Source organism: Massilia horti, from assembly GCF_004614195.1.
Classification (GTDB): domain Bacteria; phylum Pseudomonadota; class Gammaproteobacteria; order Burkholderiales; family Burkholderiaceae_D; genus Telluria; species Telluria horti.
Genome location: NZ_SPUM01000132.1, coordinates 82,655 through 108,483 on the forward strand (window position 1 = coordinate 82,655; position 25,829 = coordinate 108,483).

Below are 25,829 nucleotides of genomic sequence, written 5' to 3' on the forward strand. Positions count from 1 at the left end.
ATCGCCGTCCGATTTTTTTGCATCATTCCCCCGATGAGTTCCCGAAAACGTCTATACGTTGTCAGAAGGTATCACCCGGGAAATGGCTGCGGAACCTACGAAATGTCGTAGCTGGAGCGGCCGGCGCAGGCGTGCGGAAGGGGGAGGGGAGCCAGGCTGTTCAGGTGGATTCGACCGGGTCGGGAGCCGTGCCAAGCGCTTGCGCCAGGCCGTTGGCGAGGGCGTCGAACACCAGCTTGATGCGGCGGCTGCCGCGCAGTTCGCGGTGCGCGGTGAGCCACAACGGCAGCGCCGGCACCAGCGAGGCCGGCATCACCATCTGCATTTCGGGCCAGCGCGCAGCCACGATGCTCGGCGCGAAGCAGATGCCGGCGCCGGCCAGCGCCATCTGCCAGCCGGCGATGTGGTTGTCGCAGCGAATGCAGAAGAAGTCACGCTCGACCGGCACCCCGACCTCGCGAAAGCCGCGCAGCAAGGCGTCGGAACTGTCGTAGCCGATCCAGTCGTAGGATCCGAGGCGCTGCTGATCGACCATGCCGCCGAACTTGGCGATGTAGTCGGTGCGCGCGAAGGCGCCGATCTCGAGGGTGCCGATGCGCCGCGCGATCAGGCCGGTCTGGGTCGGGCGCGTGAAGCGTATCGCGATATCGGCATGCCGCTCGAGCAGGTTCTCAAGATGGTTCGACACCGACAGCTCGATCTGGATCTGCGGATGGCGCCGGCGCAGGTCTGCGAGGATGTCCGGCAGGAGGTAGGCAGCGGCCATCTCGCTGGTGGTCAGGCGCACGCTGCCTTGCAGTTGCTGGGCCTGCCCGAGCGCGGTCAGGGACAGCGCCTGCGCCCCCTGTTTCATCTGGCGCGCCGGATCGACCAGCGCTTCGCCGGCGGCCGTGAGCGACAGTCCGCGGGCAGTGCGCTCGAACAGGGCGGCGCCGATGCACGATTCGAGTTCGTCGATTTTCCTGCTCAGCGTAGGCTGGCTGGCGCCGAACAGCGCGGCGGCGGCAGTCATCGAACCCGTGTCGACCACGGCCAGGAAGGCGCGGATCAGGTTCCAGTCCAGGTCGTGCGCGGTGGCGACGGGCGGCTTTTTTGCGTTCATCGATTGTGGGGAAATGGGAGGCTACAGGTGCAGGCGATGCAGCGAGACTGACAACGGGCCGGATGCGCCGGACACCGCCAGCGCAAGCACGTGGCGCTCGGTCGGCAGCGTCGAGTGGAACCACCAGTTGGCGGCTGCATGGCCTTTGATGAGGCAGGCGACCGCTTCGTCCTCGATCCGGAACGATACCTGCGCCAGTGCCGCCCCGAGGCCTTCGGAGGTCGCCTTGGCGTAGGCTTCCTTCAGTGTCCACAGGCGCAGGAAATGGTGCAGGCGAGCGTGCGCGCCGAGCGCCTCCAATTGCGCGATTTCGTCGGGCGAACAAACCGTGGGGACGATCGACTCCAGCGCTGGCAGCGGCCGGCAGGACTCGATGTCGATACCGCACGCGCGGCCGCGCGCGAGCACGCAGCCTACCAGTCCGGCGGTGTGGGACAGGTTGTGCCGGATTGTTGTGTGCGGCGCGGGCAGACGCGCGCAGGGCTTGCCGTTCGGGCCGCTGGCGAAATCGATCTCTTCGGGCGCGAGGCGGGTGTAACGGGACAGCACCAGCCGGGTCAGGGCGTGCGCGGCCAGGTACTGGCGCCGATCCTTGTCAAAATGAAAGCTACGAAACTTGTCGCGCTCGTGGGCGCTCAGCAGGCGGTAGTGACGGTCTTCCAGTTGCGTCAGATCGCACTGGTCGGGATCGGCGATCCAGACATGGACCTCGTTACCCGGTAATTCAGTAGGAAAGCAATCAGCGGCAAGGACAGTCATCCTGAGTCCGGCGCAAGTTTTATTGGACAGAATACTAACATTAATTCTGTGCAACTGACACTTGCGCCTGGGGCGCGCGGCTCGTCAGGAGGCGCCGTGCAGGTGGCGCGCGGCGGCCAGAAAGTCTTCGGTATCGATATCGCCAAGTTCCAGCACTTCGGCCTGCCCGAACTGGACAAAATTGCGGTCGATGGAGCGCTGGTAAGCCGGGTCGTAGTGTTCCACCAGCAGCTGGTCCACCAGCTCGGCCATGTTGCCGCTGTTGGCCAGTTCGTGCCACGCGTCGATCCTGGCGCGCCCGTGCAGCTGCACCAGGTGATCCAACTGGCCGGTGAGCGCAGCCGGATCGTCGACAAAGTGGTGATAATCCTCCATCAGCAAGCGCACCCGGTTCGGGCGCGACAACGTCAGCGAGATGCAGGGCGATGCGCGCATCCGCTCCATCACCGCGCCCGGCACGCGCAGGTTGCCGACCTTCTTGCTCTCCGATTCCACGAACACCGGTTTGGACGGATCGAATCCCCGCAGCTTTTGCCAGATCCGGCTCTCGAACATCTTTTGCGACGGTTGTGGTTCGCCCGGCAGGTGGCCCAGCACCGAGCCGCGATGCGCCGCCAGCTTTTCGAGATCGAGCACCTGCGCGCCCAGCTCGTCCAGCGTTTCAAGCAGCCGGCTCTTGCCGCTGCCGGTGGTGCCGCACACCACGCGGAAGTTCACCGCAGGGGGATTTTCCAGTTCGCTGTTCACGTAGGCGCGATACGCCTTGTAACCGCCGTCGAGCTGCACTGCCGGCCAGCCGACCTTGGCCAGGATGTGCGCCATCGAGCCGCTGCGGTTCCCGCCGCGCCAGCAATACACGAGCGGCTTCCAGTCGCGCGGCTTATCCGCAAACAGTGCCTCGATATGGCGGGCGATGTTGCGCGCCACGAGCGGGGCGCCGATCTTTTTCGCTTCGAACGCGCCAATCTGCTTGTAGGTCGTGCCGACCAGGATGCGCTCCTCGTCATCGAGAACCGGGCAGTTGATCGCGCCGGGGATGTGGTCGAGTGCGAACTCCGATTCGCTGCGGGCGTCGATGATGGTGTCGAATTGGTCCAGCTGCGGCAGGATCTCGTTAAAGCTCAGTACGGCGGGGTATTTCATCGTGTTTTGATTAGTTCTGAAAGCTTGGGCCAAATGTTGTTGAGGATGACCGGATGGGCGGCCGCCAGCGGGTGCATGCGGTCGCCCTGGAACATGGACGCATCCTGCGCCACACCTTCGAGCATGAAGGGCACCAGGGGCGTCTTCAGCTGGGTCGACAGCTCCTTGTACATCCCATAAAAGCGTTCCGTATAGGCGCGCCCGTAGTTCGGCGGCATGCGCATACCGATCAGCAGTACCTTGGCCTTGTTTTGCTGCGCTTGCCAGATCATGCTGCGCAGGTTGTCCTCGGCGGCGGAGACGGGCAGGCCGCGCAAACCATCGTTCGCGCCCAGTTCAATGACGACCACGTCCGGATGGTACTGGCTGAGCAGGCCCGGCAAGCGAGTGCGCCCGCCGCTGGTGGTTTCGCCGCTGATGCTCGCGTTGACCACCTTGGCGTCGATTTTCTCGGTCTTGAGCTTTTGCTCCAGCAGGGCAACCCAGCCGCTCCCGCGCGCCAGTCCATACTCGGCCGACAGGCTGTCACCCAGCACCAGCACGGTTTTTGGTGCAGAATAGGCGCTCGCCGAAGCGGCCAGCATCAGCAGCGCGGCGAACATCCATTTTTTCAGAAGAGCGAGCATGCGTGATATTCCCGAGGCGTCGAAAAGCGTGGTGAACGGCAACAGCGGACAGCATCCCGCGATCGAAGTGGCCGGGCTGTCCAAGACGGTGGCGGACGCCAGCGGCGAGCTCACCATCTTGCAAAATATCGATTTTACCGTGCAACCGGCTGAGACGCTCGCGTTGGTCGGCGCCTCCGGCTCGGGCAAGTCGACGCTGCTTGGCCTGCTGGCGGGTCTGGATACCCCGAGCACGGGTAAAGTCATCCTCGACGGCACGGACATCTTTGCGCTCGACGAAGACGGCAGGGCAGCGTTCCGCAAGGCCAAGCTCGGGTTCGTGTTCCAGTCGTTTCAACTGCTCGCGCACCTGAACGCGCTGGAGAACGTGATGCTGCCGCTCGAATTGCGCGGCGACGCGGATGCGCGCGGCAAGGCCACTGCCATGCTCGGGCGGGTTGGGCTGTCCAGCCGGCTCAAGCACTATCCCAAATACCTGTCGGGCGGCGAGCAGCAGCGCGTGGCGCTGGCGCGCGCGTTCGTCACCGAGCCGCCGCTGCTGTTCGCGGACGAACCGACCGGCGCGCTCGACGCGGCCACCGGCGAAGCGGTGATTAATCTGATGTTCGAGCTCAATCGCGAACGCGGGTCGACCTTGGTGCTGGTGACGCACGATCCGTCGATCGCGGCGCGCTGCGGGCGCACTATCACGATTGCGGCGGGCCGCTTGGTCTGATTTCCTCGACGGGCGCCAGCAGGACTGTAGGGTGCGCACCCGTGCGCACGCGGACGCAAACTCTGCGCAACCGTACCGCGTGCGCACTGGTGCGCACCCTACGCCCTTCGGTACGACGCAGTATTACAAAGGTAGCGGCTTCGCCTCACTGACCATCGCATTAAACAAGGTCCGCGCCGCAGCCGGCAGTTCGCCCGCGGAGAGGCCGATCGGTCCGACGCCTTCGTAGACCAGCGCATCCGCCGCCGCTCCGTGTAGCCACGCGGCGCACCACGCCGCCTGCTGCTCGCCCCAGCCTTGCGCCAGCAGGGCGCCGCAAATACCTGCCAGCACATCGCCAGTGCCAGCAGTCGCCAGCCCCGGATTGCCCGTAACGTTCACGACTACGTCGCCCCCCGGCGTCGCGATGACGGTACCCGAACCCTTGAGCACAATGGTCGCGTCAAAGCGCGCGGCCAGCTCACGCGCAGCCTCCAGGCGGTCGGCCTGAACGATGGCGCTCGTCACGCCCAGCAGCCGTGCCGCCTCCAGCGGGTGCGGCGTGAGCACGGTCGGCGCGACGCGCTGCGTCAGGCGTTGCTGGAGGTCGGGTGTGCCCGCGATCAGGTTGAGCGCATCCGCATCGATCACCATCGCGTTGCCTTGGTCGAGCGCTTTTGTCAGCAGCCGTGCCGCGTCGGGCTGGTCGCCGAGGCCGGGTCCTGCGACGAGCGTACGCGCCCTGAGTTCGCAGCCTGCGGCATCACGGAACATCAGCTCCGGATTGATGCTGTCGTAAGGAGGAAGCGCCGCCAGCGCGGCGACGAACACGCGGCCCGCACCGAGGAACAGTGCGCTGCGCCCGGCGAGGATTGCCGCGCCGGCCATGCCCTGCGCTCCGCCAAGCACCACCAGGTCGCCGAAGCTGCCCTTGTGCGAATTTTGCGGGCGGCGCGAGCCGAGCAAGTCATTGGCGAACAGCTCCGGCGCATTCAACTGGGCGTGGGCAGGGACGAAATGCTGGCGCTCGATCCCGAGCGTGTCGACGCGCACCTCGCCGGAGTGGTCGCGCCCGTCACAGGTGTACAGTCCGGGCTTGTTGCCGATGAATGTGATCGTGTGCGTCGCCACCACCGCGCGGTGCGCCGTAGCGCCGCCAACCACGTTGCCGGTGTCGGCATCCAGGCCACTGGGCACGTCGAGCGCGAGCACGGGGCAGCTTGAGCGATCCAGGTCATGCGCCAGTGTGCGGCAGCCGCCTTCCAGTGGCCGGGTGAGGCCGATGCCGAACAGTCCGTCGACGGCGAGGGCGAAGCGCTCGCCCAGCGGCAGTTCGTCGACAAAGCGCGCGCCCTTGTCCCGGGCCCGCTGCAGGGCTCGCGCGGTTTCGAAGGATGGCGTGCCGGCTGCCAGGTGCAGCACGGTGACGTCGACACCGGCCTCGCGCAGGTTGGCCGCTACCTCCAGAGCGTCACCGCCATTGTTGCCGGGGCCGGCCATTACCAGAACCGGCTGGTGGCGCGCGCCATCGATCAGTTCGAGCGCGAAGCGGGCGGCCGCCTGGCCGGCTCGCTCCATCAGCGTACCAGGGGGCAGGGCGGCTGTGGCCGCGCGCTCGATTGCGCGAATCTCGTCTACGGTGTAAAGAAATTTGTCCATGGTTCTTCTCTTAGGCAAAAGCGCGGCAGCGCCAGTTGCGTGCATTTTCGCCAAAATCGCGGCCCGGCGCGACTACAATACGCGCTTGACCGACTGAGCTTGGAGATGATTATGGATTGGCAGTTCTGGATCGACCGCGGCGGCACCTTTACCGATATCGTCGGTCGGCGGCCGGATGGGACGCTGACCACGCACAAGCTGCTGTCGGAGAACCCGGAGCAGTACCGTGATGCAGCCGTCGCGGGTATCCGCCATCTGCTCGGCCTGCAGCAGGATGCGCCGATCCCGGTTCAGGATATCTCGGCCGTAAAGATGGGCACCACGGTGGCGACCAACGCGCTCCTTGAGCGCAAGGGCGAACCGACGGTACTGGCCATTACCCGCGGCTTTCGCGACGCCCTGCGCATCGCATACCAGAACCGTCCGCGCCTGTTCGACCGCCACATCGTCCTGCCTGAACTGCTTTACGGGCATGTGATCGAAATCGACGAGCGCATCGGCGCACACGGTGACATCGTGCGGCCTATCGACGAAGCGGCTACGCGCGCCGCGCTGCAGGCGGCATACGATACCGGGCTGCGCTCGCTCGCGATCGTCTTCATGCACAGCTATCGCTACACGGAGCACGAAGCCGCTGCCGAGCGCATCGCCCGCGAAATCGGCTTTACTCAGATATCGGTCTCGCACAAGGTGAGCCCGATGATGAAGCTGGTCGCGCGTGGCGATACGACGGTGGTGGATGCCTACCTGTCGCCGATCCTGCGCCGCTATGTGGACCAGGTGGCGGGCGAACTGCCGGGGGTGAACCTGCAGTTCATGCAGTCCAACGGCGGCCTGACCGATGCGCGCGCATTCCAGGGCAAGGACAGCATCCTGTCCGGGCCTGCAGGCGGAATCGTGGGCATGGTCAGGTCGAGCCAGCTCGCCGGGTTCGAGCGCGTGATCGGTTTCGACATGGGTGGCACCTCCACCGATGTATCGCACTATTCGGGCGAATTCGAGCGAGTGTTCGAGACCCGCGTGGCTGGTGTGCGCATGCGTGCTCCGATGATGAGCATTCACACGGTTGCCGCGGGCGGCGGCTCGATCCTGCATTTCGATGGCAGCCGCTATCGCGTTGGCCCCGACAGCGCGGGCGCCAATCCCGGCCCGGCCAGCTACCGCCGCGGCGGCCCGCTGACGGTCACCGACGCCAACGTCATGCTCGGCAAGATCCAGCCGCGGCACTTCCCGCGCCTGTTCGGGCCGAATGCCGACCAGCCGCTTGATGTCGACGTGGTGCGCGACAAGTTCGCGGAAATGGCCGACTGTATCGGCACGTGTACGGGCGCCACGCCGACGCCTGAAGCGGTGGCAGAAGGTTTTATCGAAATCGCGGTTGGGAACATGGCTAACGCGATCAAGCAGATTTCGGTACAGCGCGGCCACGACGTGACCGAATACGCGCTGACCAGCTTTGGCGGCGCGGGCGGACAGCACGCATGCAAGGTGGCTGATGCGCTGGGCATGAAGACCGTGTTCATCCACAGCCTGGCCGGCGTGCTGTCCGCGTATGGCATGGGCCTGGCGGACCAGAGCGCAATGCGCGAGATGGCGATCGAGCAGCGGCTCGGCGACGTGGGCCAGGACGTGCTCGCCCGCGAGCTGGAAGATCTGGCTGATCAGGCGCGCGGCCAGTTGTTGGCCCAGGGTGTCGCGCCAGAGCGCATTAGCGTGATCCGTCGCGTCCACCTGCGATATGAAGGGACCGACTCGCCGCTGGTGGTGCTGTTCGACAGCCTCGAATCGATGAAGGCGCAGTTCGAGGCTGCCTACAAGCGGCGCTTCTCGTTCCTGATGCCGTCCAAGCCGCTGGTTGCCGAGGCGGTGTCGGTCGAAGCGCTGGGATGTTCGGACGCCCCGGTGGAGCAGCCGGTGGCGGCGCTGCAGCGAACCGGAGCGCCAGTGCCCAGCGAGATCGTGCGCATGTTCGGCGCAAGCGCGTGGCGCGAAACCCGGGTATTCGAGCGGGACGACATCGGCCCCGGGGACGTGATCCATGGACCGGCGATCATCGCGGAGAAGAACGCGACCACCGTCGTGGAGTCGGGCTGGCAGGCGCAGGTGACGTCGCACGGCCACCTGGTCCTGACGCGCGTCGAACCACTGCCGGAGCGGCGGGCGATCGGCACCACTGCCGATCCGGTCATGCTCGAAATCTTCAACAACCTGTTCATGTCGATCGCAGAGCAGATGGGACTGCGGCTGCAGAACACGGCATATTCGGTGAACATCAAGGAACGGCTGGACTTTAGCTGCGCGATCTTCGATGCGGACGGCAACCTGGTTGCCAACGCGCCGCACATGCCGGTACACCTTGGCTCGATGGGCGAGAGCATCAAGACCGTGATGCATGCAAACGCCGGCAAGATGCGTCCCGGCGACGTCTACATGCTCAACGATCCATACAACGGGGGCACCCACCTGCCCGACGTGACGGTGATTTCGCCGGTATTCGATGAAGCTGGAGCAGAGATCCTGTTCTATGTCGGCTCGCGCGGGCACCATGCGGACATCGGCGGCACCACGCCTGGTTCGATGCCGCCCGATTCAATGCACGTTGAGGAAGAGGGCGTCCTGATCGATAACTTCAAGCTGGTCGACGGTCTTGACGGCGTCTTGCGCGAGGCGGAAACACGAGCGCTGCTGTGCGGCGCGCGCTACCCGGCACGCAATCCAGACCAGAACATGGCGGACCTGCGGGCGCAGGTGGCGGCCAACCAGAAAGGCGTCGAGGAACTGCGCAAGATGGTCCGCCATTTCGGACTGGACGTGGTGCAGGCCTACATGGGCCACGTGCAGGACAACGCCGAAGAAGCGGTGCGGCGCGTGATCACTGCGCTCAAGGACGGCAGCTTTTGCTACGAGCTGGATAACGGCGCCAAGATCGAAGTTGCGATCCGCGTCGACCAGATAGCGCGCAACGCCGAGATCGACTTCACCGGCACATCCGGCCAGCTGCCGAACAACTTCAACGCGCCGTCGGCCGTGTGCATGGCGGCAGTGCTGTACGTGTTCCGCACGCTGGTGGACGACGAGATTCCGCTCAACGCCGGGTGCCTGAAGCCGCTGAAAGTGATTATTCCGCCGGGGTCGATGCTCAACCCGCATTACCCGGCATCGGTGGTGTCGGGGAACGTCGAGACCTCGACTTGCATCACCAATGCGCTTTATGGTGCGCTGGGCGTGATGGCGGCGTCCCAGGGAACCATGAACAACTTCACATTCGGGAACGCGAAGTACCAGTACTACGAGACGATTTCGGGCGGCTCGGGCGCGGGCGAAGGATTTGACGGGACCGACGTGGTGCAGACGAATATGACCAATTCACGCCTGACCGATCCGGAGATTCTCGAGTTCCGCTTCCCGGTTCGGCTGGAGAGTTACGAGATCCGTGCCGGTTCAGGCGGAGCGGGGCGCTGGCACGGCGGGAATGGTGGTGTGCGCAAGGTGCGGTTCCTGGAACCGATGACGGCGGCGATCCTGTCGAACAACCGGATCTACGCGCCGTTCGGCATGGCGGGCGGTGAACCGGGGGCGCGTGGGGTGAACACGGTGGTGCGGGCGGACGGACGTAGCGAACAGTTGGGCCACATCGGCAAGGTTGAGATGGCCGCGGGTGACATGTTCGTGATCGAAACGCCGGGTGGTGGTGGATATGGACGCATCGGGTAAGGTGGGCAACCGAACTGCAAAAGCGCATGCCGCCTGATGGCCGAAGCCATCGAGGCGGCATGTTTCCCCTTTCGACGCTAGCCCGTGATTTCCAATGCAAATGAGGCCGTCTGCGGGTAGTCGTAAGCGCTAATACGGCCGTAGCCATCAAAATGCTTGGCGGCCACATATAGCGACACGCTGAATGTGCATCGTTGTAGAACTGTTCCCATGCTCGTCAGCATGTTCGCAAAGGTCTCGGTGCCGGAGGAGACCGGGACGCCATCTTCGCCCACATCGGTATGGTTATTGCCTCCCGCCGCCGGTCCCAAGGTGCCGGTATTGCCATTGAGGCCCCGTTGCCAGTGGATCGAGTAACTTGCCATGAACGAATCGTCGTCGGGGCTGGTGGGATAGGTGGTGACTCCGTGAACGTGATAGGCCTTAAAACCGATGGCAAAGGTGGTGGATCCGGGGCCGCTCATGTATTGGCACTCTCCGGTATTGGCGATGCCGCCCTTGCGCAGGTCGACTATCTTGCCGCTGACCGGCGTATTGTCGATCCAGAAGATATGCGCCACGTCGGCGAACGGGACCGACTGGGTTTCGATCGCCGATTGCCAGCGCCGGAACTGGAAGTTTGCAGGCGTGCCGGCACCGGGAGCACCGGTTGGCTTGATGCGATTGCCGGACTTGTCGAATACCTCAATGATGAGCATGTATTTGCCGTCCGGGAAATTTGACGAGGCGGTATTCCAGACCTGATGGAATTGCCCGCTGAGGTAGCGGTGGTCAGTATTATTCCAATAGGGAATCCGGAACAGGTTTTGTTCGGTGCCCACCGACACCGGACCGAGTGTTTCCGGGCCGACAATCTGGTCGGTGACGAACTTGTCCCAAGTGACCGAATCCTTGAGGACGTTCGGTGCGCCGACCGCTAATCCGCTGGCGCTGTCGACTGCGTAAGCCGTCAGCCGGTAATACGTGGCGATGGGTTCGAGGTCGGGCGAGAACCATAGGCGTAAGCCGAGCCTGGTTGCCCATGGGCAGTCGGGCGCGTACGAAGTGGTGTAGGTTCCATGGTTGGCTCCAAGGGTGTCAACCTGCTTCTCGCCCTTCTGCACGGGGAAATTGAAGTGTCTGGTGCCAGGGCCAGTGACATATTCCAGCATGACGAAAGGTGCTCCGTCATTCGGTGGCGGGTAGCCGGGACCGTCCGCACACGTGCGCACGACAGGGTTATAGGTCCGTATGTTGGCGGGCTCAGACGCGCCGAAGTATTGATGTGCCGCGAGTCCGTCATACACGACGGTGAGGACTCCGTTGATAATCTGTTTGACTTTGTAGGCGTAGGTGATTACGCAGTTCGGACGCCGTGGAGGACGAAGGAAACACACATCGAATCGCCCGCCGGGCTGGATCGACGTCTGTGCAACCTTGCGCACGCTGCACTGACAGAACAGGGGCCACAGATATGTCCGTTGCTGCACATATTGCGTCGCCATTTCGTTCGACATGGTGCGCAACGCAAGGTAATCGGTATGCAGGTTCTCGGGCGGGATGGCGGAAAAGTCGAGCTGGGCCGCACGTGCCTGCAGTGTGCTCGCCTGGGTCTGGACCATGCGCGCCGTGATCGGCGTCGGGTCGGGCCCAGTGGGAATGGGATCTGGCAGCGGGATCGGAAGATGCCGGAGGATCTCGCGCAGCCGGTCCAGCAGGATGGGGATGGGGATATACGGGCAGCAGCATTCCCGCTCATAGACCTCGACCATCCCGTCGCACACTGGCAGGCAACCGAAAGGAAACACGATATGTTGGTTCACCTCCGCCGTGATCGGCTTGATGCGAGTCGATTGCATCAAGCTAAGTGCGGGAGCTAGCCGAATATCGTCGAACAGTTGCCAGTACCAGGGGCGACATTTGCGGACGGTTCCCGTGACGCAGGTGAACAGAGGAATGAAGCGCGACCAGATGTCACGTGCCAGGACCGCTCCATTGCGCCACTCGTCGATTTTTTGAGGCAGACGATAGGTGATCAGGTTGTCCGCTTGCAGGGAACTGAGGTCGTCGACATTCGGTCCGAGGGCAAACAGCTGTACATTAGCGGGTTCGATCCTGAATACTTTTCCGTCGTAAGCGCCGATCTTCCTGATTGGGCGTCCGGCGTCATCGAGTTGATACGCGCCGAACTGCGGAGGTTGTTCATTGCATCCCAGATCGACAAATGTGACGCGGAGTTCGATTGATTTTTCGGTAAACATCGTGCGCCTCCCCTAAAACATTTATTGATAGAAATATCAAATAGGCAATATAGGGGAACCGTACGAAGAACCTTTGATCTATATCAAGCTTTCTGTATTGACAAAGGTTGAGAAAAGCACGTGCGCACCTGCGGGTGACATTTTCGTAATCGAGACCGCGGATGGAGGTGGATTCGGGAAAGCGTGATACCAGCGGCCAACGGAGATCGTAGGGTGCGCACCCGTGCGCACGCGGTCAACGTTCGCATCCCGGTGGCGGTGAACGGATAGGTCGCCTAAGCGTTAAGCGCGTGTGCTCACCGGTCGCCTGTATAAAAAGGCGTTATAGGTCCGCCAAATCCGCGTGCGCACAGGTCCTCGGCGGCCCCGCGCTCCCTACGGGGGAGAAATGGCATCGCTGGCCCTGCCGGTGCCTACGCAGAAATACCGTACTTGCGCTTCGCCCCGGTGAATTCGTCCTCCAGCGCGGCCAGTCGTGGATGACCTGCATCGACGGACCTGATGTTTTCCAGTTGCGCCGCGCACAGCTCCGCAAGCGGATGATCCCACCCCATCTCGTTTATCTGCCGCAGAATTCCGCCCACCACCGCGATCATCACCTGCAGGTTCTTCGGCGCGATATGCAGCGCTTCGAGCAGCGTCTGCACCGCGCCGCGGACGTCGCCCATATTGCGTTTTTCGTCGGCCACGCCCAGCAGCACCTGCGCCTGTGCCTTGAGCTGCCGGCCCATGCCTTCGGCCAGGTCGTCCCGCCCGGCCTTGACGAAAACCGCCATCGCCTGCTGCGCCGAGACGCCGCTTTCGGTGTCGTTCATCACCGCCAGCATCACCTCCGATGCCTGCTGGTCGAGCTGGTTGGCCAGGCACGATTGCGCCAGGTCGATCTTCAGGCCAGCCGACAGCCCGCTGCTGGAGCGCACCGCGCCCACCGCGGCGTGCAAATCCGCGACCATCGCTGCCTTGTTGCCGGCCAGTTCGTGAAGCAGGGAGTTCGAAATCGCCTTGCATGCATCGACGTTCGCATTGCCCCGCATGCTGCGATCCAGGTCCCGCACGATGCCGGCCGCCTGTGTCGCATCGCCTTTCTTCACCAGCGTCCTGACCAGCCTGACGTGGTCCTCGGGATCGCGAAATTCGGAATAGCGCGCCTTGGACACCACCTGCTTGAACGACCTCTCGGCAGCGTTCACGTCGCCCGCTTCGAGTGCGACTTCGCCAAGCTTGCGCAGGCGGCGCACCATGTGCGGCGAGATGCCCACCGCCTCTTCCAGCACTTTCTGGGATTGTGTGAGATCGCCTGCGGCTTCGTGGCAGCGCGCGAGCAGGTCGTAGGCGGCCATCAGGCGCGGGTTGACCAGGACCAGCCTTTCAAGCATGTCGCGCGCCTCGTCGATGCGGCCTTGCGCCTGCATGCTCCGCGCCAGGCCCAGGCTGGCCCAGCCCAGCGGCCGCGTCTCGAGCACGGTGCGGTACAGCGCTTCGGCCTGCTCATGCTCTTTCAGTTCCAGATGCAGCTCGGCGCGCAGCCGGGCAAATTCGGTCGCGTAGCGCGGCTGGGCTTGCTCCGCTTGCTCGCAGCTGCGGATCGCCTCGCGCAGGTTGCCCTGGCCGATGAGTTGGTAGGTTGGCAGGAACACCTTGCGCCGCTCCAGCGCACGCGTGATGCGCCCGCTTAGCATATCGACAGTGAACGGCTTGAGGATGTAGTCGGTGGGCGTGAGCTCGGCGGCGCTGACGACTTTGCTGTAGACGGCCTCGGAGGTGAGCATGATGAAGATGGTCCACATGCCGATCAGCCTGTGGTGGCGCAGGTCCTCGAGCAACTGCTGGCCGTCCTGGCCATCGCCCGAGCTGCTGCCCAGGTCGTACTCGCACAGGATGACGTCGTAGGATTTGCGCATCAGCTGCCGCATCGCGGTGCTTGAATTGACCGCGTATTCGATCTTGCTGATGCCCACCTGGTTGAGCATGGCCTGCAGACTGCCGCGCATCCCCGGGTTCGGGTCGACCACCAGCACTGACAGGTTGCTGTTTTCTTGCATATTATTCATCTCCGGCGCCGCTGGCATCGTTGGCTAACGCGCGCCCAGCTTTCTCTAGAAACACTACAATACCGGTTAGTTATGCAAACGGCAACCATCGCCGCCAGTGTGGCCGGCTGTGAATGGGGTGACACTGTATAATAGCGGGCTATCTTTCACCCGCAGCCACGCTGCATCAACCGACTACCAAGCCATGTTGATTCTGCCGGGTTCCAACGCCCTGTCCGTATTTCGTAGCCAACGCCTCCTGAACCAACTGCAAGCGGTCGCCCCGTCGATTGCCGGAATCGAAGCCAGGTTCTACCACTTCATCGATGCATCCGCGCCGTTGTCGACCGACGACACCGCAGCCCTGAGCGCGATGCTGACCTATGGCGAGCCCGCCCCGGCGGTCCAGTACGAGGGCGTCACGGAAGAGTTCTTCGTGATCCCGCGCCTGGGCACGATTTCGCCCTGGGCGTCGAAGGCGACCGATATCGCGCACAACTGCGGCATGGCGCACATTCACCGCATCGAGCGCGGCGTGGCTTACAAGGTGGTGCTCAAATCGGGCATTTTGGGCAGCAGCCTCGGCGCGCCCAAGCGCCTGCAGGACGCCGAGGTAGAGGCGGTGGCGGCGCTGCTGCACGACCGCATGACCGAGACCGTGCTGCGCAACGCCGACGACGCGGCGGCGCTGTTCACCGAACTGGAAGGAAAGCCGTTGGAATCGATTGACGTGCTGGGCGCGGGCAGGGGGGCGCTGGTGCGGGCCAACACCGAGCTGGGTCTGGCCATGTCGCCAGACGAGATCGATTACCTGCTCGATGCCTTCACCAAGGCCCAGCGTAATCCGACCGACGTCGAGCTGATGATGTTCGCGCAGGCGAACAGCGAACACTGCCGCCATAAGATCTTCAATGCGGAATGGATCATCGACGGCGTCAAGCAGGACAAGTCGCTGTTCCAGATGATCAAAAATACGCACCAGCTGCACCCGCAGGGCACGATCGTGGCGTACAGCGACAACTCGGCCATCATGGAAGGCAGCGCGGTGACGCGCTTCTACCCGCGCGGCGACAGCCAGGAATACGCGGCGTCGCATGAACTGACCCACACGCTGATGAAGGTGGAGACGCACAACCACCCGACCGCGATCTCGCCGTTCCCGGGCGCCTCCACCGGCGCCGGCGGCGAAATCCGCGACGAAGGGGCGACTGGCCGCGGCGCCAAGCCGAAGGCGGGCCTGACCGGCTTTACGGTCTCGAACCTGATGCTGCCCGGCGCGCACCAGCCGTGGGAAAACCGCGCCGACGTGACCGCCGGGGCGCAGCAGGATGCCGGCGTGTACGGCAAACCGGAGCGCATCGCTTCGCCGCTGCAGATCATGATCGATGGACCGATCGGCGGCGCCGCCTTCTCGAACGAGTTCGGGCGCCCGGTCCTGGGCGGCTACTTCCGCACGTACGAGCAGAACGTCGCTGGCAACGTGTACGGCTACCACAAGCCGATCATGATCGCCGGCGGCATCGGCAATATCAAGGCCGAGCACACCCACAAGAACGACATCCCGGTCGGCAGCCTGCTGATCCAATTGGGCGGTCCCGGCATGCGCATCGGTATGGGAGGCAGCGCCGCATCGTCGATGGCCACCGGCACCAACACGGCGGACCTGGACTTCGACTCTGTCCAGCGCGGCAATCCCGAGATGGAACGCCGTGCGCAGGAAGTGATCAACGCCTGCTGGGCGATGGGCACGGACAACCCGATTATCTCGATCCACGACGTGGGCGCCGGCGGCCTGTCGAATGCCTTCCCGGAGATCACCAACGACGCCAACCGCGGTGCCGTGTTCGACCTGCGCAAGATTCAGCTCGAAGAGAGCGGCATGTCGCCCAAGGAGATCTGGAGTAACGAGTCGCAGGAGCGCTATGTGCTCGCGATCGCACCGGATAACCTCGAAAAATTCGCGGCACTGTGCGAGCGCGAACGCTGCCCGTTTGCGGCGGTGGGCGTGGCGACCGAAGAACGCCAGCTGCGCGTGTTCGATGAGGTGGGCGATAACTACCCGGTCGACATGCCGATGGAAGTCCTGCTCGGCAAACCGCCGAAGATGCAGCGCAACGTCGAGCACGTCAAACACGGCTTCCCGGCGGTGGACGTGACCGGCCTGGAACTGGAAGAAGTGGCGCGCCGCGTGCTGCTGCTGCCGACGGTGGGCGACAAGTCGTTCCTGATCACGATTGGCGACCGCACTGTGGGCGGCATGAGCGTGCGCGACCAGATGGTGGGGCCGTGGCAGGTGCCGGTGGCCGACTGCGCCGTGACTGCGATGAGCTTTGACGGCTACGTCGGCGAAGCGATGACGATGGGCGAGCGCACGCCGCTGGCGGTGATCGATGCCGCGGCTTCGGGCCGCATGGCGGTGGGCGAGGCGATCACCAACATCGCAGCCGCGCCGATCGCGCACATCTCGGACATCAAGCTGTCCGCCAACTGGATGGCGGCCTGCGGCCAGCCGGGGCAGGACGCGGCGCTGTTCGACACCGTCAAGACCGTGGGCATGGAATTGTGCCCGGCGCTGGGCATCAGCATCCCGGTCGGCAAAGACTCGCTGTCGATGCGCACCACCTGGCAGGACGGCGATGAGGCCAAGTCGGTGATGTCGCCGGTATCGCTGATCGTCTCGGCATTCGCGCCCGTTCCGGACGTGCGCAAGTCGCTCACGCCGCAATTGCGCGTCGATGCCGGCGAAACCGCGCTGGTGCTGATCGACCTTGGCCGTGGCAAGAACCGCCTGGGCGGCTCGGCGCTGGCGCAGGTGACCCAGCAACTGGGAGACGCAGTGCCGGACGTCGATTCGGCCGAGGACCTGCGGGCCTTCTTTGGCGCGATCCAGCAGCTGAACAACGAAGGCAAGCTGCTGGCCTACCATGACCGTTCGGACGGCGGCCTGTACGCAACCCTGTGCGAAATGGCCTTTGCCGGCCGTGCCGGCGTGTCGGTCAACCTTGACATTCTGACGATGGAAGGCGAGTACGCGAGCGACTGGGGCGACGCCAAGAACTGGGCGACGCAAGTTGGCGAGCGCCGCAACGACCTGACCCTGCGCGCGCTGTTCGCCGAGGAGTTGGGCGTAGTGATCCAGGTGCGTGCCGAGGACAAGAGGGCAGTGATGGACGTGCTGCGCTCGTTTAACCTGGGCGCGGCGAGCCACATCATCGGCAAGGTCAACGATCGTGGCGTGATTGAATTCACGCGCGACGCCAAGGTCATCTACAGCAAGAAGCGCAGCGAGCTGCACCGGCTTTGGAGCGAAACCAGCTGGCGCATTGCGCGCCTGCGCGACAATCCGGCCTGCGCCGACATGGAATACGACCGCCTGCTCGACGATAACGAGCCGGGCATGACGCCGAAGCTGACCTTCGACCCGAGCGAGAATGTGGCCGCGCCGTTCCTGGCGACGGGTGTGCGTCCGCGCGTGGCGATCCTGCGCGAGCAGGGCGTCAACTCGCACGTGGAGACCGCGTGGGTGATGCACCAGGCGGGCTTCAGTGCGGTGGACGTGCACATGAGCGATCTGATAGCAGGCAGGGCCAAGCTGGATGACTTTCACGGCATTATCGCCGTGGGCGGCTTCTCGTATGGCGACGTGCTGGGCGCGGGCGAAGGCTGGGCCAAGACGATCCTGTTCCACAGCGCGCTGGCCGAGCAGTTTGCGCGCTTCTTCGCGCGCAAGGACACCTTCGGTCTGGGCGTGTGCAATGGCTGCCAGATGATGAGCAACCTGAAATCGATCATCCCCGGCGCGCACGCCTGGCCCAAGTTCACGCGCAACAAGTCAGAGCAGTTCGAAGCGCGTCTGGGCATGGTCGAGGTGATCGACTCGCCGTCGATCTTCTTCGCGGGAATGGCTGGGACGCAGGCGCCGATCGCGATCGCGCACGGGGAAGGCTTTGCGGACTTTTCGCAGACCGGCGACATTCATGCTGCGATCGGCACGCTGCGCTATATCGACAATCGCGGCCAGGCGACCGAAGCGTATCCGTTCAATCCGAACGGTTCGCCGCAGGGGCTGACCGCGGTGACCACGCCGGACGGCCGCTTTACCGTGATGATGCCGCACGCCGAGCGCGTGTTCCGCACCGTGCAGCATTCGTGGGCGCCGGAAGGTTGGGGCGAGGACGGTCCGTGGATGCGCATGTTCCGCAATGCGCGCAAGTGGGTTGGCTAAGGTTGCTGATTTTGAAAAAGCGCTCATTTGAGCGCTTTTTTGGGATATTCGCTGCGAAAGAAGTACCTGTTGTGCTGATTGACTCTGTTCTAACGTAATCGCTTTGCCGGCGGCTGCTTTACTGCGTCAAAGAAATAGCCCTCCCAAAACACTACAATCTTGCCTTTGCTTTTCAAAAACGCTTCGGTGCAGTCAAGGTCGATTACCGTGATGGTGTAGGGTAGGCCCAAATAGCCGACCCGAGCGTGATAGCCCTCACGCATGTACTTCGCTGCTTCCTCGCGGTGGCGTGTCAACTCCGGCGCACGGCAGGGCTCTCCATTGAACATGACGCTGTCGCGCCGCACGACCACGGTCTTGCCGACCAGCGCCGCGGCTTGCTGGTCAGTCAGGGAGGCCACGTCAGCTGAGTCGAGGACTTTGGTTAGCGTCCATGTGCCGAGAATGTCCGCGTCTTTTTCGGGCTGCTTCGCCTGCGCTGCATGGAAGACCAGCGCCAGTACGGCGGTCGCGGCCAGCACACGTCTGGAGGTACGTAAAAAAGACATTTTTCGGCTCCTTCGCTTATTTTTTGGCCACTGTGGCCGCTTTCGCGGCTGCTTGAAACGGAGCGCTCTCTTCTGCTCGACGCGAAATAAGACCCCGCGCCAGCACTTTTTTGCCGTTCACGTGTGTCGATGTCATCGTTCGAATTTCAGCGGCAGCTTCAGCCGGGCGCCCGGTGTCAACTAGCGTGTACACGTTTCGAGAGCCGCGCACCCCGGCGTTAAAGGTGAGGCTCACCAGCGCGTCGAATTGGTCTTGGGGCAGTTTGTGCTTGCGAACTTGGCGAATGACGCCAGCTTCAGCTTCAGCTACTCTTCGCGAAAACTCAGCCTCTACCGCAGCCGCGCTGACCGGCCTCGCCAACTCTTCTTCAGTGCAAACGCCGTAGTGGGCGAGGATGCCGGGCCCCCAAGTGCAGTTTCCCTTCCCCGGCCCCATATCGTCGTAGTAGTTGAACACATCCTGCTCGCGCCGACGCATCCGCGCGCGTGCTTCAGGGCTCATCTTCATGCCGACATTTACAGAGGGCGTGGCGGCTGCATGTGCATGTTTGGTCATCGGCGTCTCCCGGTCCGTGCGTCAAGACTGCCAATGTAAACCGTGCCCGTCGCCACTTCGTTGCGGCCGAACAAGCAGACTCATCTAAAAAGTCAGAATAATGGCCGATGACGGACGCGGGTCCGAATAACGCCGGAGAGGAGTTTACATGGCCATTGATGTCTATTTGCAAATTGAAGGAATCAAGGGCGAGTCGCAGGACTCGGCGCACCAAGGTTGGATTGAGTGCACAGAAGTGCACTGGTCAATCGTGCAGCCGCGTAGCGCGACCGCGTCGACTGCCGGGGGCCACACTGCGGAGCGGGCGGAATTGAAAGACGTCGTCTTCGGGAAGATTGCCGACCTGGCGTCGCCGATACTGCTGCAGACTTGCGCGATGGGCAAGACCATCCCCAAGGCCAAATTCGAATTCATGCGCGCTGACGGTCACGGCAAGCCCATCAAGTACTTCGAGATACAACTTGAGAACGTGCTGATTAGCGGCGTGGCGCCTTCGCTCATCGCCGGCACTATGCTCAGCGAGCACGTCAGCCTGAAGTACTCGAAAATCAAATGGACATACACTCAACAGAATATCGCCGGTGGCGCCCGTGGCAGCACGGTCGGCGGATGGGACTTGGCAGCAAACAAGATTGCAGCATAGCTCCAGCATTCCCCTCAATGAATAGGCCCCGCCGATTGCGGGGCTTTGCTTTTTAGGAAGTCCTGCGTTTACAGAAGGTTCATCCCGGGCCGCCGCCCCCAAGGCATGTTAGTCCCTTCGCCGATGGTTAGAGTGTGACTCAGACCCAACCTTTAAAGCGAAATCAGTAACTCCTGGTCACCATTGCTGTAAAATAATTCCGGTTCGTCGGCACAAACAGCATGCGGGTCGCGCGGGTCGCGGCGCGCGCGAAAGGGCACTGATGAAACTCTCGCTTGCGGCGAAATTCAATATCGTGTTCCTGGCCATCTCCGGAATCGGTTTTGCGGCGGCCAGCTTCGTCACCCATCACTTGCTGCAGGCGAACGCGCGCGAGGAGACGCTGCAAAACGCCCGCGTGCTGCTGGAGTCCGCGCTGGCCGCGCGAAAGTACACTACCGACCAGATCGGGCCGCTGCTCGCGCCACGGCTGATCGAGGAGTTCCTGCCGCAGTCGGTGCCGTCCTACGCCGCGACGGAACACCTGAACCATCTGCTCAAATCCCATCCCGATTTCAGCTACAAGGAAGCCACCCTCAATCCCACCAATCTGCGCGATCGCGCCACCGATTGGGAAGCGGACCTCGTCAACACGCTGCGCGCCAAGCCGGCCCTGGAGGAGCTGGTCGGCGAGCGCCAGACCTCGGTGGGAACCGCGCTGTATATCGCCCGGCCGCTGCAGATCAAGAATGTGGCCTGCCTGCGCTGCCATAGCGTGCCGGACGCGGCCCCCAAGGCGATGCTCGACATCTACGGCCGCAACAATGGATTCGGCTGGAAGCATATGGAGATTGTCGGTGCCCAGGTCGTATCGGTGCCGATGGCCGTTCCGATGCAGCGCGCGAACTTGGCGCTGCGTGCCTACATGGTGTCAATGCTCGGCATTTTTGGTTTCCTGTTCGTGGCGCTCAACATCATGGTCCACATGTTCGTCACGCGGCGCATCACCCGCATGTCGCGCATTGCCGACGAGGTGAGTATGGGCCAGTTCGGCGCCGAGGAATTCGACGTTTCGGGCAGCGACGAGTTGTCGGTGCTCGGCCGATCGTTCGCGCGCATGCGCACGAGCCTGGCCAGCGCGATGAAGATGCTGGAAGAGTGAGGCCAGCGGCGCATGCTCGGTCAACTCGGCAAGTACCGTCTGGACAGCGTGCTCGGCAAGGGCGCGATGGGCGTGGTCTACAAGGCCTTCGATCCAGTCATCGAGCGCGTGGTGGCGCTCAAGACGATCCGCAAGGAGCTGTTTTCTGACAGCCAGCAGCTGGAACTGGTGAGCCGCTTCAAGAACGAGGCGCAGGCGGCGGGGCGCCTGAACCATCCCAACATCGTCACCGTGTACGACTACGGCGAGGACAATGAATCGGCTTACATCGCGATGGAATACGTCGAGGGCGCACCGCTCGATGCATTGATCAGATCCGGCCAGCCTTGCCCGCTGCCGCGCGTGATGGCCTGGATGAGCGGCCTGCTGCTGGCGCTCGATTATGCGCATGCACGCGGCGTGGTACACCGCGACATCAAGCCGGGCAATCTTCTGCTGAGCGGCGGCACGCAGGTGAAGGTCAGTGATTTCGGTATCGCGCGCATTGAATCTTCCACGCTGACCCAGACGGGCACGCTGGTCGGCACCCCGAGTTACATGTCGCCGGAACAACTACGTGCACAGACCGTGGATGGCCGCAGCGATGTGTTCTCGGCCGGCGTGCTGCTCTACCAATTGCTTACGGGCGTGCGGCCTTTTTCCGGTGCGCCAGCCGTGGTCATGCAGCAGATCCTCAATGATCGGCCGGTTGCGCCCTCGGCGCATGTGCCGACACTGGGACAGGCATTTGACGATGTTGTGGCGCGGGCGCTAGCTAAACAGGCAGACGCGCGCTACCCCAGCGCCCGTGCCTTCCTCGATGCTCTTTCCGCCGCGGTCAATCCGGATGCAACCATATCGGCAGATGAAGACCGCACAGTGCTCGTTGTCCCGGGTGCGCCCGATGTGCCCCCATCGACGATGCCAGGCGGTAGTCTTGCAAGCGATACGATAACGCCTTGGAAAATCGCGGCCTTGCCGGAGCTGGAGCCGCTGTTGGCGCAGCAGGTGGGACCGATGGCGCGGATCCTGCTGAAGAAGGAGGCCGCGCGCAGCGATGGTATCGACGCGCTGTGCGCGCTGCTGCTGGCGCACATTCCGTCGGAGGAGGGGCGCGCGCAATTTCAGTCCGGCGTTGTGCAGCTCAAGAAGAAGCTGGCGGCCAGCGGCACGGGAACCGGCTCGCAGTTCCCAACCTCCCCGACCGGCGATTCACTCGCGAGGGATACTGGCACGGCCTTGAACTCGTCGGTGAAAGGCGCCGTGCCACTCGACGAGACGTTCGCAGAGCGTGTTGCAGAACGGCTCACGGTGTTGCTCGGCCCGATTGCACGGGTGATGGTCAAGCGCGCGGCGCGCCAGGCAGGTGACAAGTCGGAGTTCCTGCAATTGATTGCCGCGAATATCGAATCGTCGCAAGATCGCGCGCGCTTCCTGGCGGAAGCAGCGTCGCTTTAACGCCAAGTGATCGTGTCGGACGTGCCGAATTCGGCGAACCGTATCATCAGTTCAATCCCTGCGCTGAGAGCATCGGGATGGATCGTGAAGTCCATCGAATGCACACCAGCGGTCCCCAACCCATCCTTGGCGATACCGAGTGAGGCGTAGAGCGCGGGTACGATTGGCGTGTAATAAGCGAAGTCTTCCGAGAACATGCCACGCGATTGCCCGGTTTCGACATGACCCGAATAGCTCGCGGTGAGTAAAGGCGCCAGCTTGGCGAAGAGAGCCGGGTCGTTGCTGGTTGGCGGCGATGCCGGTCGCAGCTCCCATTTGGGGTGAAGGCCATACACGGCGCCCATCTTGCCAATGCGGTCGACCAGTAACTTCTCAAGCGATGGTGCGCCGGCTGCGTCCTTCGTCAAATCCTCGAAGGCACGGATCGTTCCCTTGATCTCGACAGAGCTCGGCAGGACGTTGGTTGCGCCGGAATCGCCAGCGAACTTAGTGATTGAGAGGACCATTGGCCTGGCCGCGATGTCGATCTCGCGCGCAGGCGCGTAGCTTAATCCCTGAGCGACCCGCATTGCCGAAAGCAACACGTCGTCACCATCTTGCGGAGCGGCGGCATGAGACCCGCGACCGCTCAGCGTGAGCGTGAAGTAATTGCTCCCCGCAAGAATCGCCCCCGGTGTCAGGCCGATTGTTCGGACCGGCATTCCAGGTGCGGAGTGCAGGGCAAAGATCCGCTCGACGCCGAGTTGTTCGAGAATCCGGTCCTTGACGATATCGTCAGCACCACCGGCGACCTCTTCCGCAGGCTGGAACAGGAACACAATCTTGCCCTTGAAGTGATCGGCATTTGTGCGGATCAACGCCGCAGTCGCGAGCAGGATGGATGCGTGAACGTCATGCCCGCAATTGTGCATAACGCCGGGGATCGCCGATCGCGGACTGTGCGAAGCGGGCTCCGACTGATTATCCGCGAGCGGTCGCGCATCCATTTCCGCACGTAACGCGATCGTATGGCCAGGCCGGCCGGTATCGAACACGGTAATGACAGCAGTTGGCGCCGACGCGGACGTGACGAACTGAGTGAACCCAAGCTTCCTCAGTTTCGCATCGATATAGGTGTGGGCCAGCAGCTCCTTCTTGCCAAGTTCAGGATTGGTGTGGAGATAGGCATAGGCGTCGCGCGCCACCGGAAGCGCCCCGCTTATCGCGGCGCGAACGTCCTGGGCCTCTGCCGGCGCTGCACCTGCCAGAAGTAGTGCGAGTGCCGCAGTTTTCACGAAGCCGGCAAATAGCTCGAAATCAAAGGTAGTGAGGTGCATCATCTTAATTGGCGGGATCGAGTCCCGCCAACAGGTCATCGAGCGAATAAATTTTGCTTTTGTCAAGAATTCCTCCTTGGGACAGCCAATCTTCGGTATTACGCTTGCGCTTCTTCCAATAAACCGGGCGAGACCCTTCATTTGCGTCCGGCCTATTCCCGGTCCAGCGAGTCAAAAGCCAAGCCACAGCACATACGCGCCGTTTAAAGCTTGGTTGACGGCATGTTCTTGGCGCAGCAATAAACCGACATCTGCCCCGGAACCGTGGTGGTCCATTGGCCGGTCCACTGAGCATTGTAGCCGAACACACTTGCCGGCATTTACTCGGCGCATCCTGGCGCCCGCAAGTTGCATAGACCGTGCCGGGCAGCTCCTGCAGGACTTTTCAGGGAAGTTAGCCGATAGGGCCCTTATTGTGATGATGACGTCCCGAGTTTATGGATGACGTGGGGTAGAGGATCTTAGACAGCCTCCACCGCACGAATTGAGTCGGACACGGTTGAGAATTCTCAAAGGCTGAGCTTTCCGACGGGCGGATATTGATCACTCCATCGAACAGATCAAAAGAAGGAGTGAACCATGTCAATCGCAAAAGCAGTTGTAGTGGCCGGCGCGGTGCTGGGCCTGACAAATGTGGCGCATGCGCAAAGCCTGATCGGCTCGCAGGTGACAGGGGCAATCTATTGCTGCGAGGCGCCGACCGAACAGTTTCGCGCGACTAACTTCGTGACCGCAACGGTCGGCAACCAGGTCGAATTCCCGAACGGCGTGTTCTCGTCCATTGTGCCGGGCCTGGCCCCGGTTCCGGCCGACCTCGATATCGGAGCCAATACGATCGACCTGCATTACCTGGCATCGGCCCCGGCGGCACCGGGCGTGTTCGACGGTTATGTGCTCACGTTTCAGAACGCACCGGAAATCTTATCGGTGAAGCTGGATTCGTCGAGCACCCTGACGCCAACCAGTATCTCTTTTACCGGCAACTCGGTCCTGATCAACAATGCGGACCTGGCACTGACGCCCCAATCGCGTGTGCTGCTGAACGTGGCAGTGGTGCCGGAGCCGCAGGAGGTGGCGATGATGCTGGGCGGGCTGGTGGCGCTGGGGATGCTTGCGCGCGGTCGCCAGCAGCGTTCGCGCTTGCCTGAAGAGTCGGCGTAGGACGAAAAAAAAGCGCTTCAACGAAGCGCTTTTTTCGTCCACCGATCCATTACTGGATCTTGGCTTTCTTCATCAGCTGGTCGCGGTACGCAGCCAGCTTGCGCTGCTGCAGCGACTCGGCGACTTGCTGCTTGACTTCTTCCAGTGCCGGGAGCTTGGCCGGGCGAACGTCTTCCAGCTTGATCACGTGGTAGCCGAACTGGGTCTTGACCGGGGTCTCGGTGATCGCGCCTTTCTGGAGGGCGACCATTGCTTTCGAGAATTCAGGCACGTACGAAGCCGGGCTTGCCCAGTCCAGGTCGCCGCCGTTGTTCGCGCTGCCGTCCTTGGATTGCTTGGCCAGTTCTTCGAACTTGGCGCCGCCTTTCAGCTTGGCGATGATCGCCTTGGCTTCCTCTTCGGTGCCAACCAGGATGTGGCGGGCGTGGTATTCCTTGTCGCCAACCTGTGCCTTGTAGCGGTCGTATTCAGCCTTGATCTCGGCGTCGCTGACCGGGTTCTTTTTCACGTAATCGGCCAGCATCGCGTTGATGATGATGCTCTGGCGAGCGTTGTCGATCGCGGTCTTGACGTCGGCGCGGTTGCCGATGCCTTGCTTGTCGGCTTCCTGGATCAGGACTTCGCGGCCGATCAGGTCGCGCTTGATCGCGTCGCGCAGTTGCGCGGAATCGGTAGCCTTGCCCTGGGCAACGACTTGCTTGACCACCTGGTCAACCTTGGACGCAGGGATGGGTTTGCCGTTGACGGTCGCAACGTTTTGCGCGAATACTGGCGCGGCAACCATCGCGGTCATGGCTAACAACAGACGGGCTGGCTTCAAAATCATTATTTCATC

19 protein-coding genes are annotated in these 25,829 nt (G+C 62.8%); 7 read left to right on the forward strand and 12 right to left on the reverse strand.

The window, feature by feature from the left end; all coding sequences use genetic code 11:
• Positions 1-160 precede the first annotated feature (160 nt).
• The 4 genes from E4O92_RS20070 to E4O92_RS20085 all read right to left on the reverse strand — a co-directional run bounded on the left by E4O92_RS20070 (position 161) and on the right by E4O92_RS20085 (position 3,630).
• The gene (locus E4O92_RS20070; RefSeq protein ID WP_135191430.1) at positions 161-1,102 is read right to left on the reverse strand and encodes a LysR family transcriptional regulator; all 942 of its coding nucleotides are present in this window, start codon (positions 1,100-1,102) and stop codon (positions 161-163) included.
• A gap of 21 nt (positions 1,103-1,123) precedes the next feature.
• A complete protein-coding gene (locus E4O92_RS20075) occupies positions 1,124-1,861 on the reverse strand; it encodes a 4'-phosphopantetheinyl transferase family protein (protein ID WP_135191431.1) in 738 nt (245 codons plus the stop codon).
• A gap of 84 nt (positions 1,862-1,945) precedes the next feature.
• Positions 1,946-3,004, reverse strand: a complete 1,059-nt coding sequence (mnmH, locus tag E4O92_RS20080) for a tRNA 2-selenouridine(34) synthase MnmH (protein ID WP_135191432.1) — start codon at positions 3,002-3,004, stop codon at positions 1,946-1,948.
• On the reverse strand, positions 3,001-3,630 hold the full coding sequence (locus E4O92_RS20085; protein WP_135191433.1) for an arylesterase: 630 nt from the start codon (positions 3,628-3,630) through the stop codon (positions 3,001-3,003). Before E4O92_RS20085 ends, mnmH begins: the two co-directional genes overlap by 4 nt.
• Here E4O92_RS20085 and E4O92_RS20090 point away from each other — a divergent pair.
• The gene (locus E4O92_RS20090) at positions 3,629-4,345 is read left to right on the forward strand and encodes an ABC transporter ATP-binding protein (RefSeq protein WP_135191434.1); all 717 of its coding nucleotides are present in this window, start codon (positions 3,629-3,631) and stop codon (positions 4,343-4,345) included. The two genes, E4O92_RS20085 and E4O92_RS20090, sit on opposite strands and share 2 nt — an antisense overlap.
• A gap of 123 nt (positions 4,346-4,468) precedes the next feature.
• Here E4O92_RS20090 and E4O92_RS20095 read toward each other — a convergent pair whose 3' ends face one another.
• A complete protein-coding gene (locus tag E4O92_RS20095; protein ID WP_135191435.1) occupies positions 4,469-5,983 on the reverse strand; it encodes an NAD(P)H-hydrate dehydratase in 1,515 nt (504 codons plus the stop codon).
• 111 nt (positions 5,984-6,094) lie between these two features.
• On the opposite strand from E4O92_RS20095, the gene E4O92_RS20100 reads away from it, so the two are divergent.
• Positions 6,095-9,697: a hydantoinase B/oxoprolinase family protein gene (locus E4O92_RS20100; RefSeq protein WP_135191436.1), complete on the forward strand. Its 3,603-nt coding sequence runs from the start codon at positions 6,095-6,097 to the stop codon at positions 9,695-9,697.
• A 77-nt stretch (positions 9,698-9,774) separates the two neighbouring features.
• Here E4O92_RS20100 and E4O92_RS20105 read toward each other — a convergent pair whose 3' ends face one another.
• Together E4O92_RS20105 and E4O92_RS20110 are read right to left on the reverse strand one after the other, a co-directional pair.
• The gene (locus tag E4O92_RS20105) at positions 9,775-11,937 is read right to left on the reverse strand and encodes a hypothetical protein (RefSeq protein ID WP_135191437.1); all 2,163 of its coding nucleotides are present in this window, start codon (positions 11,935-11,937) and stop codon (positions 9,775-9,777) included.
• Between the two features lie 413 nt (positions 11,938-12,350).
• A complete protein-coding gene (locus E4O92_RS20110; protein WP_307721757.1) occupies positions 12,351-13,988 on the reverse strand; it encodes a tetratricopeptide repeat-containing response regulator in 1,638 nt (545 codons plus the stop codon).
• Between the two features lie 184 nt (positions 13,989-14,172).
• Between E4O92_RS20110 and purL the strand changes: the two genes are divergently transcribed.
• Positions 14,173-18,192, forward strand: a complete 4,020-nt coding sequence (gene purL, locus E4O92_RS20115) for a phosphoribosylformylglycinamidine synthase (protein WP_135191438.1) — start codon at positions 14,173-14,175, stop codon at positions 18,190-18,192.
• A gap of 89 nt (positions 18,193-18,281) precedes the next feature.
• Here the strand turns inward: purL and E4O92_RS20120 are convergent, their stop codons facing one another.
• Together E4O92_RS20120 and E4O92_RS20125 are read right to left on the reverse strand one after the other, a co-directional pair.
• Complete coding sequence (locus E4O92_RS20120; RefSeq protein ID WP_135191439.1) at positions 18,282-18,740, reverse strand: hypothetical protein; 459 nt, start codon at positions 18,738-18,740, stop codon at positions 18,282-18,284.
• A 16-nt stretch (positions 18,741-18,756) separates the two neighbouring features.
• Complete coding sequence (locus E4O92_RS20125; RefSeq protein WP_229483586.1) at positions 18,757-19,296, reverse strand: glycoside hydrolase family protein; 540 nt, start codon at positions 19,294-19,296, stop codon at positions 18,757-18,759.
• Between the two features lie 148 nt (positions 19,297-19,444).
• On the opposite strand from E4O92_RS20125, the gene E4O92_RS20130 reads away from it, so the two are divergent.
• From E4O92_RS20130 to E4O92_RS20140, 3 genes are all read left to right on the forward strand, one after another.
• Complete coding sequence (locus tag E4O92_RS20130) at positions 19,445-19,939, forward strand: Hcp family type VI secretion system effector (RefSeq protein WP_135191440.1); 495 nt, start codon at positions 19,445-19,447, stop codon at positions 19,937-19,939.
• Between the two features lie 262 nt (positions 19,940-20,201).
• Positions 20,202-21,080 (forward strand): Tll0287-like domain-containing protein, encoded by an 879-nt coding sequence (locus E4O92_RS20135; protein ID WP_135191441.1) that lies wholly within the window; start codon positions 20,202-20,204, stop codon positions 21,078-21,080.
• A gap of 12 nt (positions 21,081-21,092) precedes the next feature.
• On the forward strand, positions 21,093-22,517 hold the full coding sequence (locus tag E4O92_RS20140) for a serine/threonine-protein kinase (RefSeq protein WP_135191442.1): 1,425 nt from the start codon (positions 21,093-21,095) through the stop codon (positions 22,515-22,517).
• Here E4O92_RS20140 and E4O92_RS20145 read toward each other — a convergent pair.
• A complete protein-coding gene (locus E4O92_RS20145) occupies positions 22,514-23,899 on the reverse strand; it encodes a M20 metallopeptidase family protein (RefSeq protein ID WP_167759843.1) in 1,386 nt (461 codons plus the stop codon). The two genes, E4O92_RS20140 and E4O92_RS20145, sit on opposite strands and share 4 nt — an antisense overlap.
• Before the next feature lie 137 nt (positions 23,900-24,036).
• Positions 24,037-24,153 (reverse strand): mannan-binding protein, encoded by a 117-nt coding sequence (locus E4O92_RS25515; protein ID WP_135191444.1) that lies wholly within the window; start codon positions 24,151-24,153, stop codon positions 24,037-24,039.
• Positions 24,154-24,412: 259 nt separating this feature from the next.
• On the opposite strand from E4O92_RS25515, the gene E4O92_RS20155 reads away from it, so the two are divergent.
• Complete coding sequence (locus tag E4O92_RS20155; RefSeq protein ID WP_135191445.1) at positions 24,413-24,994, forward strand: hypothetical protein; 582 nt, start codon at positions 24,413-24,415, stop codon at positions 24,992-24,994.
• Between the two features lie 49 nt (positions 24,995-25,043).
• Here the strand turns inward: E4O92_RS20155 and E4O92_RS20160 are convergent, their stop codons facing one another.
• Positions 25,044-25,820, reverse strand: a complete 777-nt coding sequence (locus tag E4O92_RS20160) for a peptidylprolyl isomerase (RefSeq protein ID WP_135191446.1) — start codon at positions 25,818-25,820, stop codon at positions 25,044-25,046.
• Between the last annotated feature and the right edge of the window lie 9 nt (positions 25,821-25,829).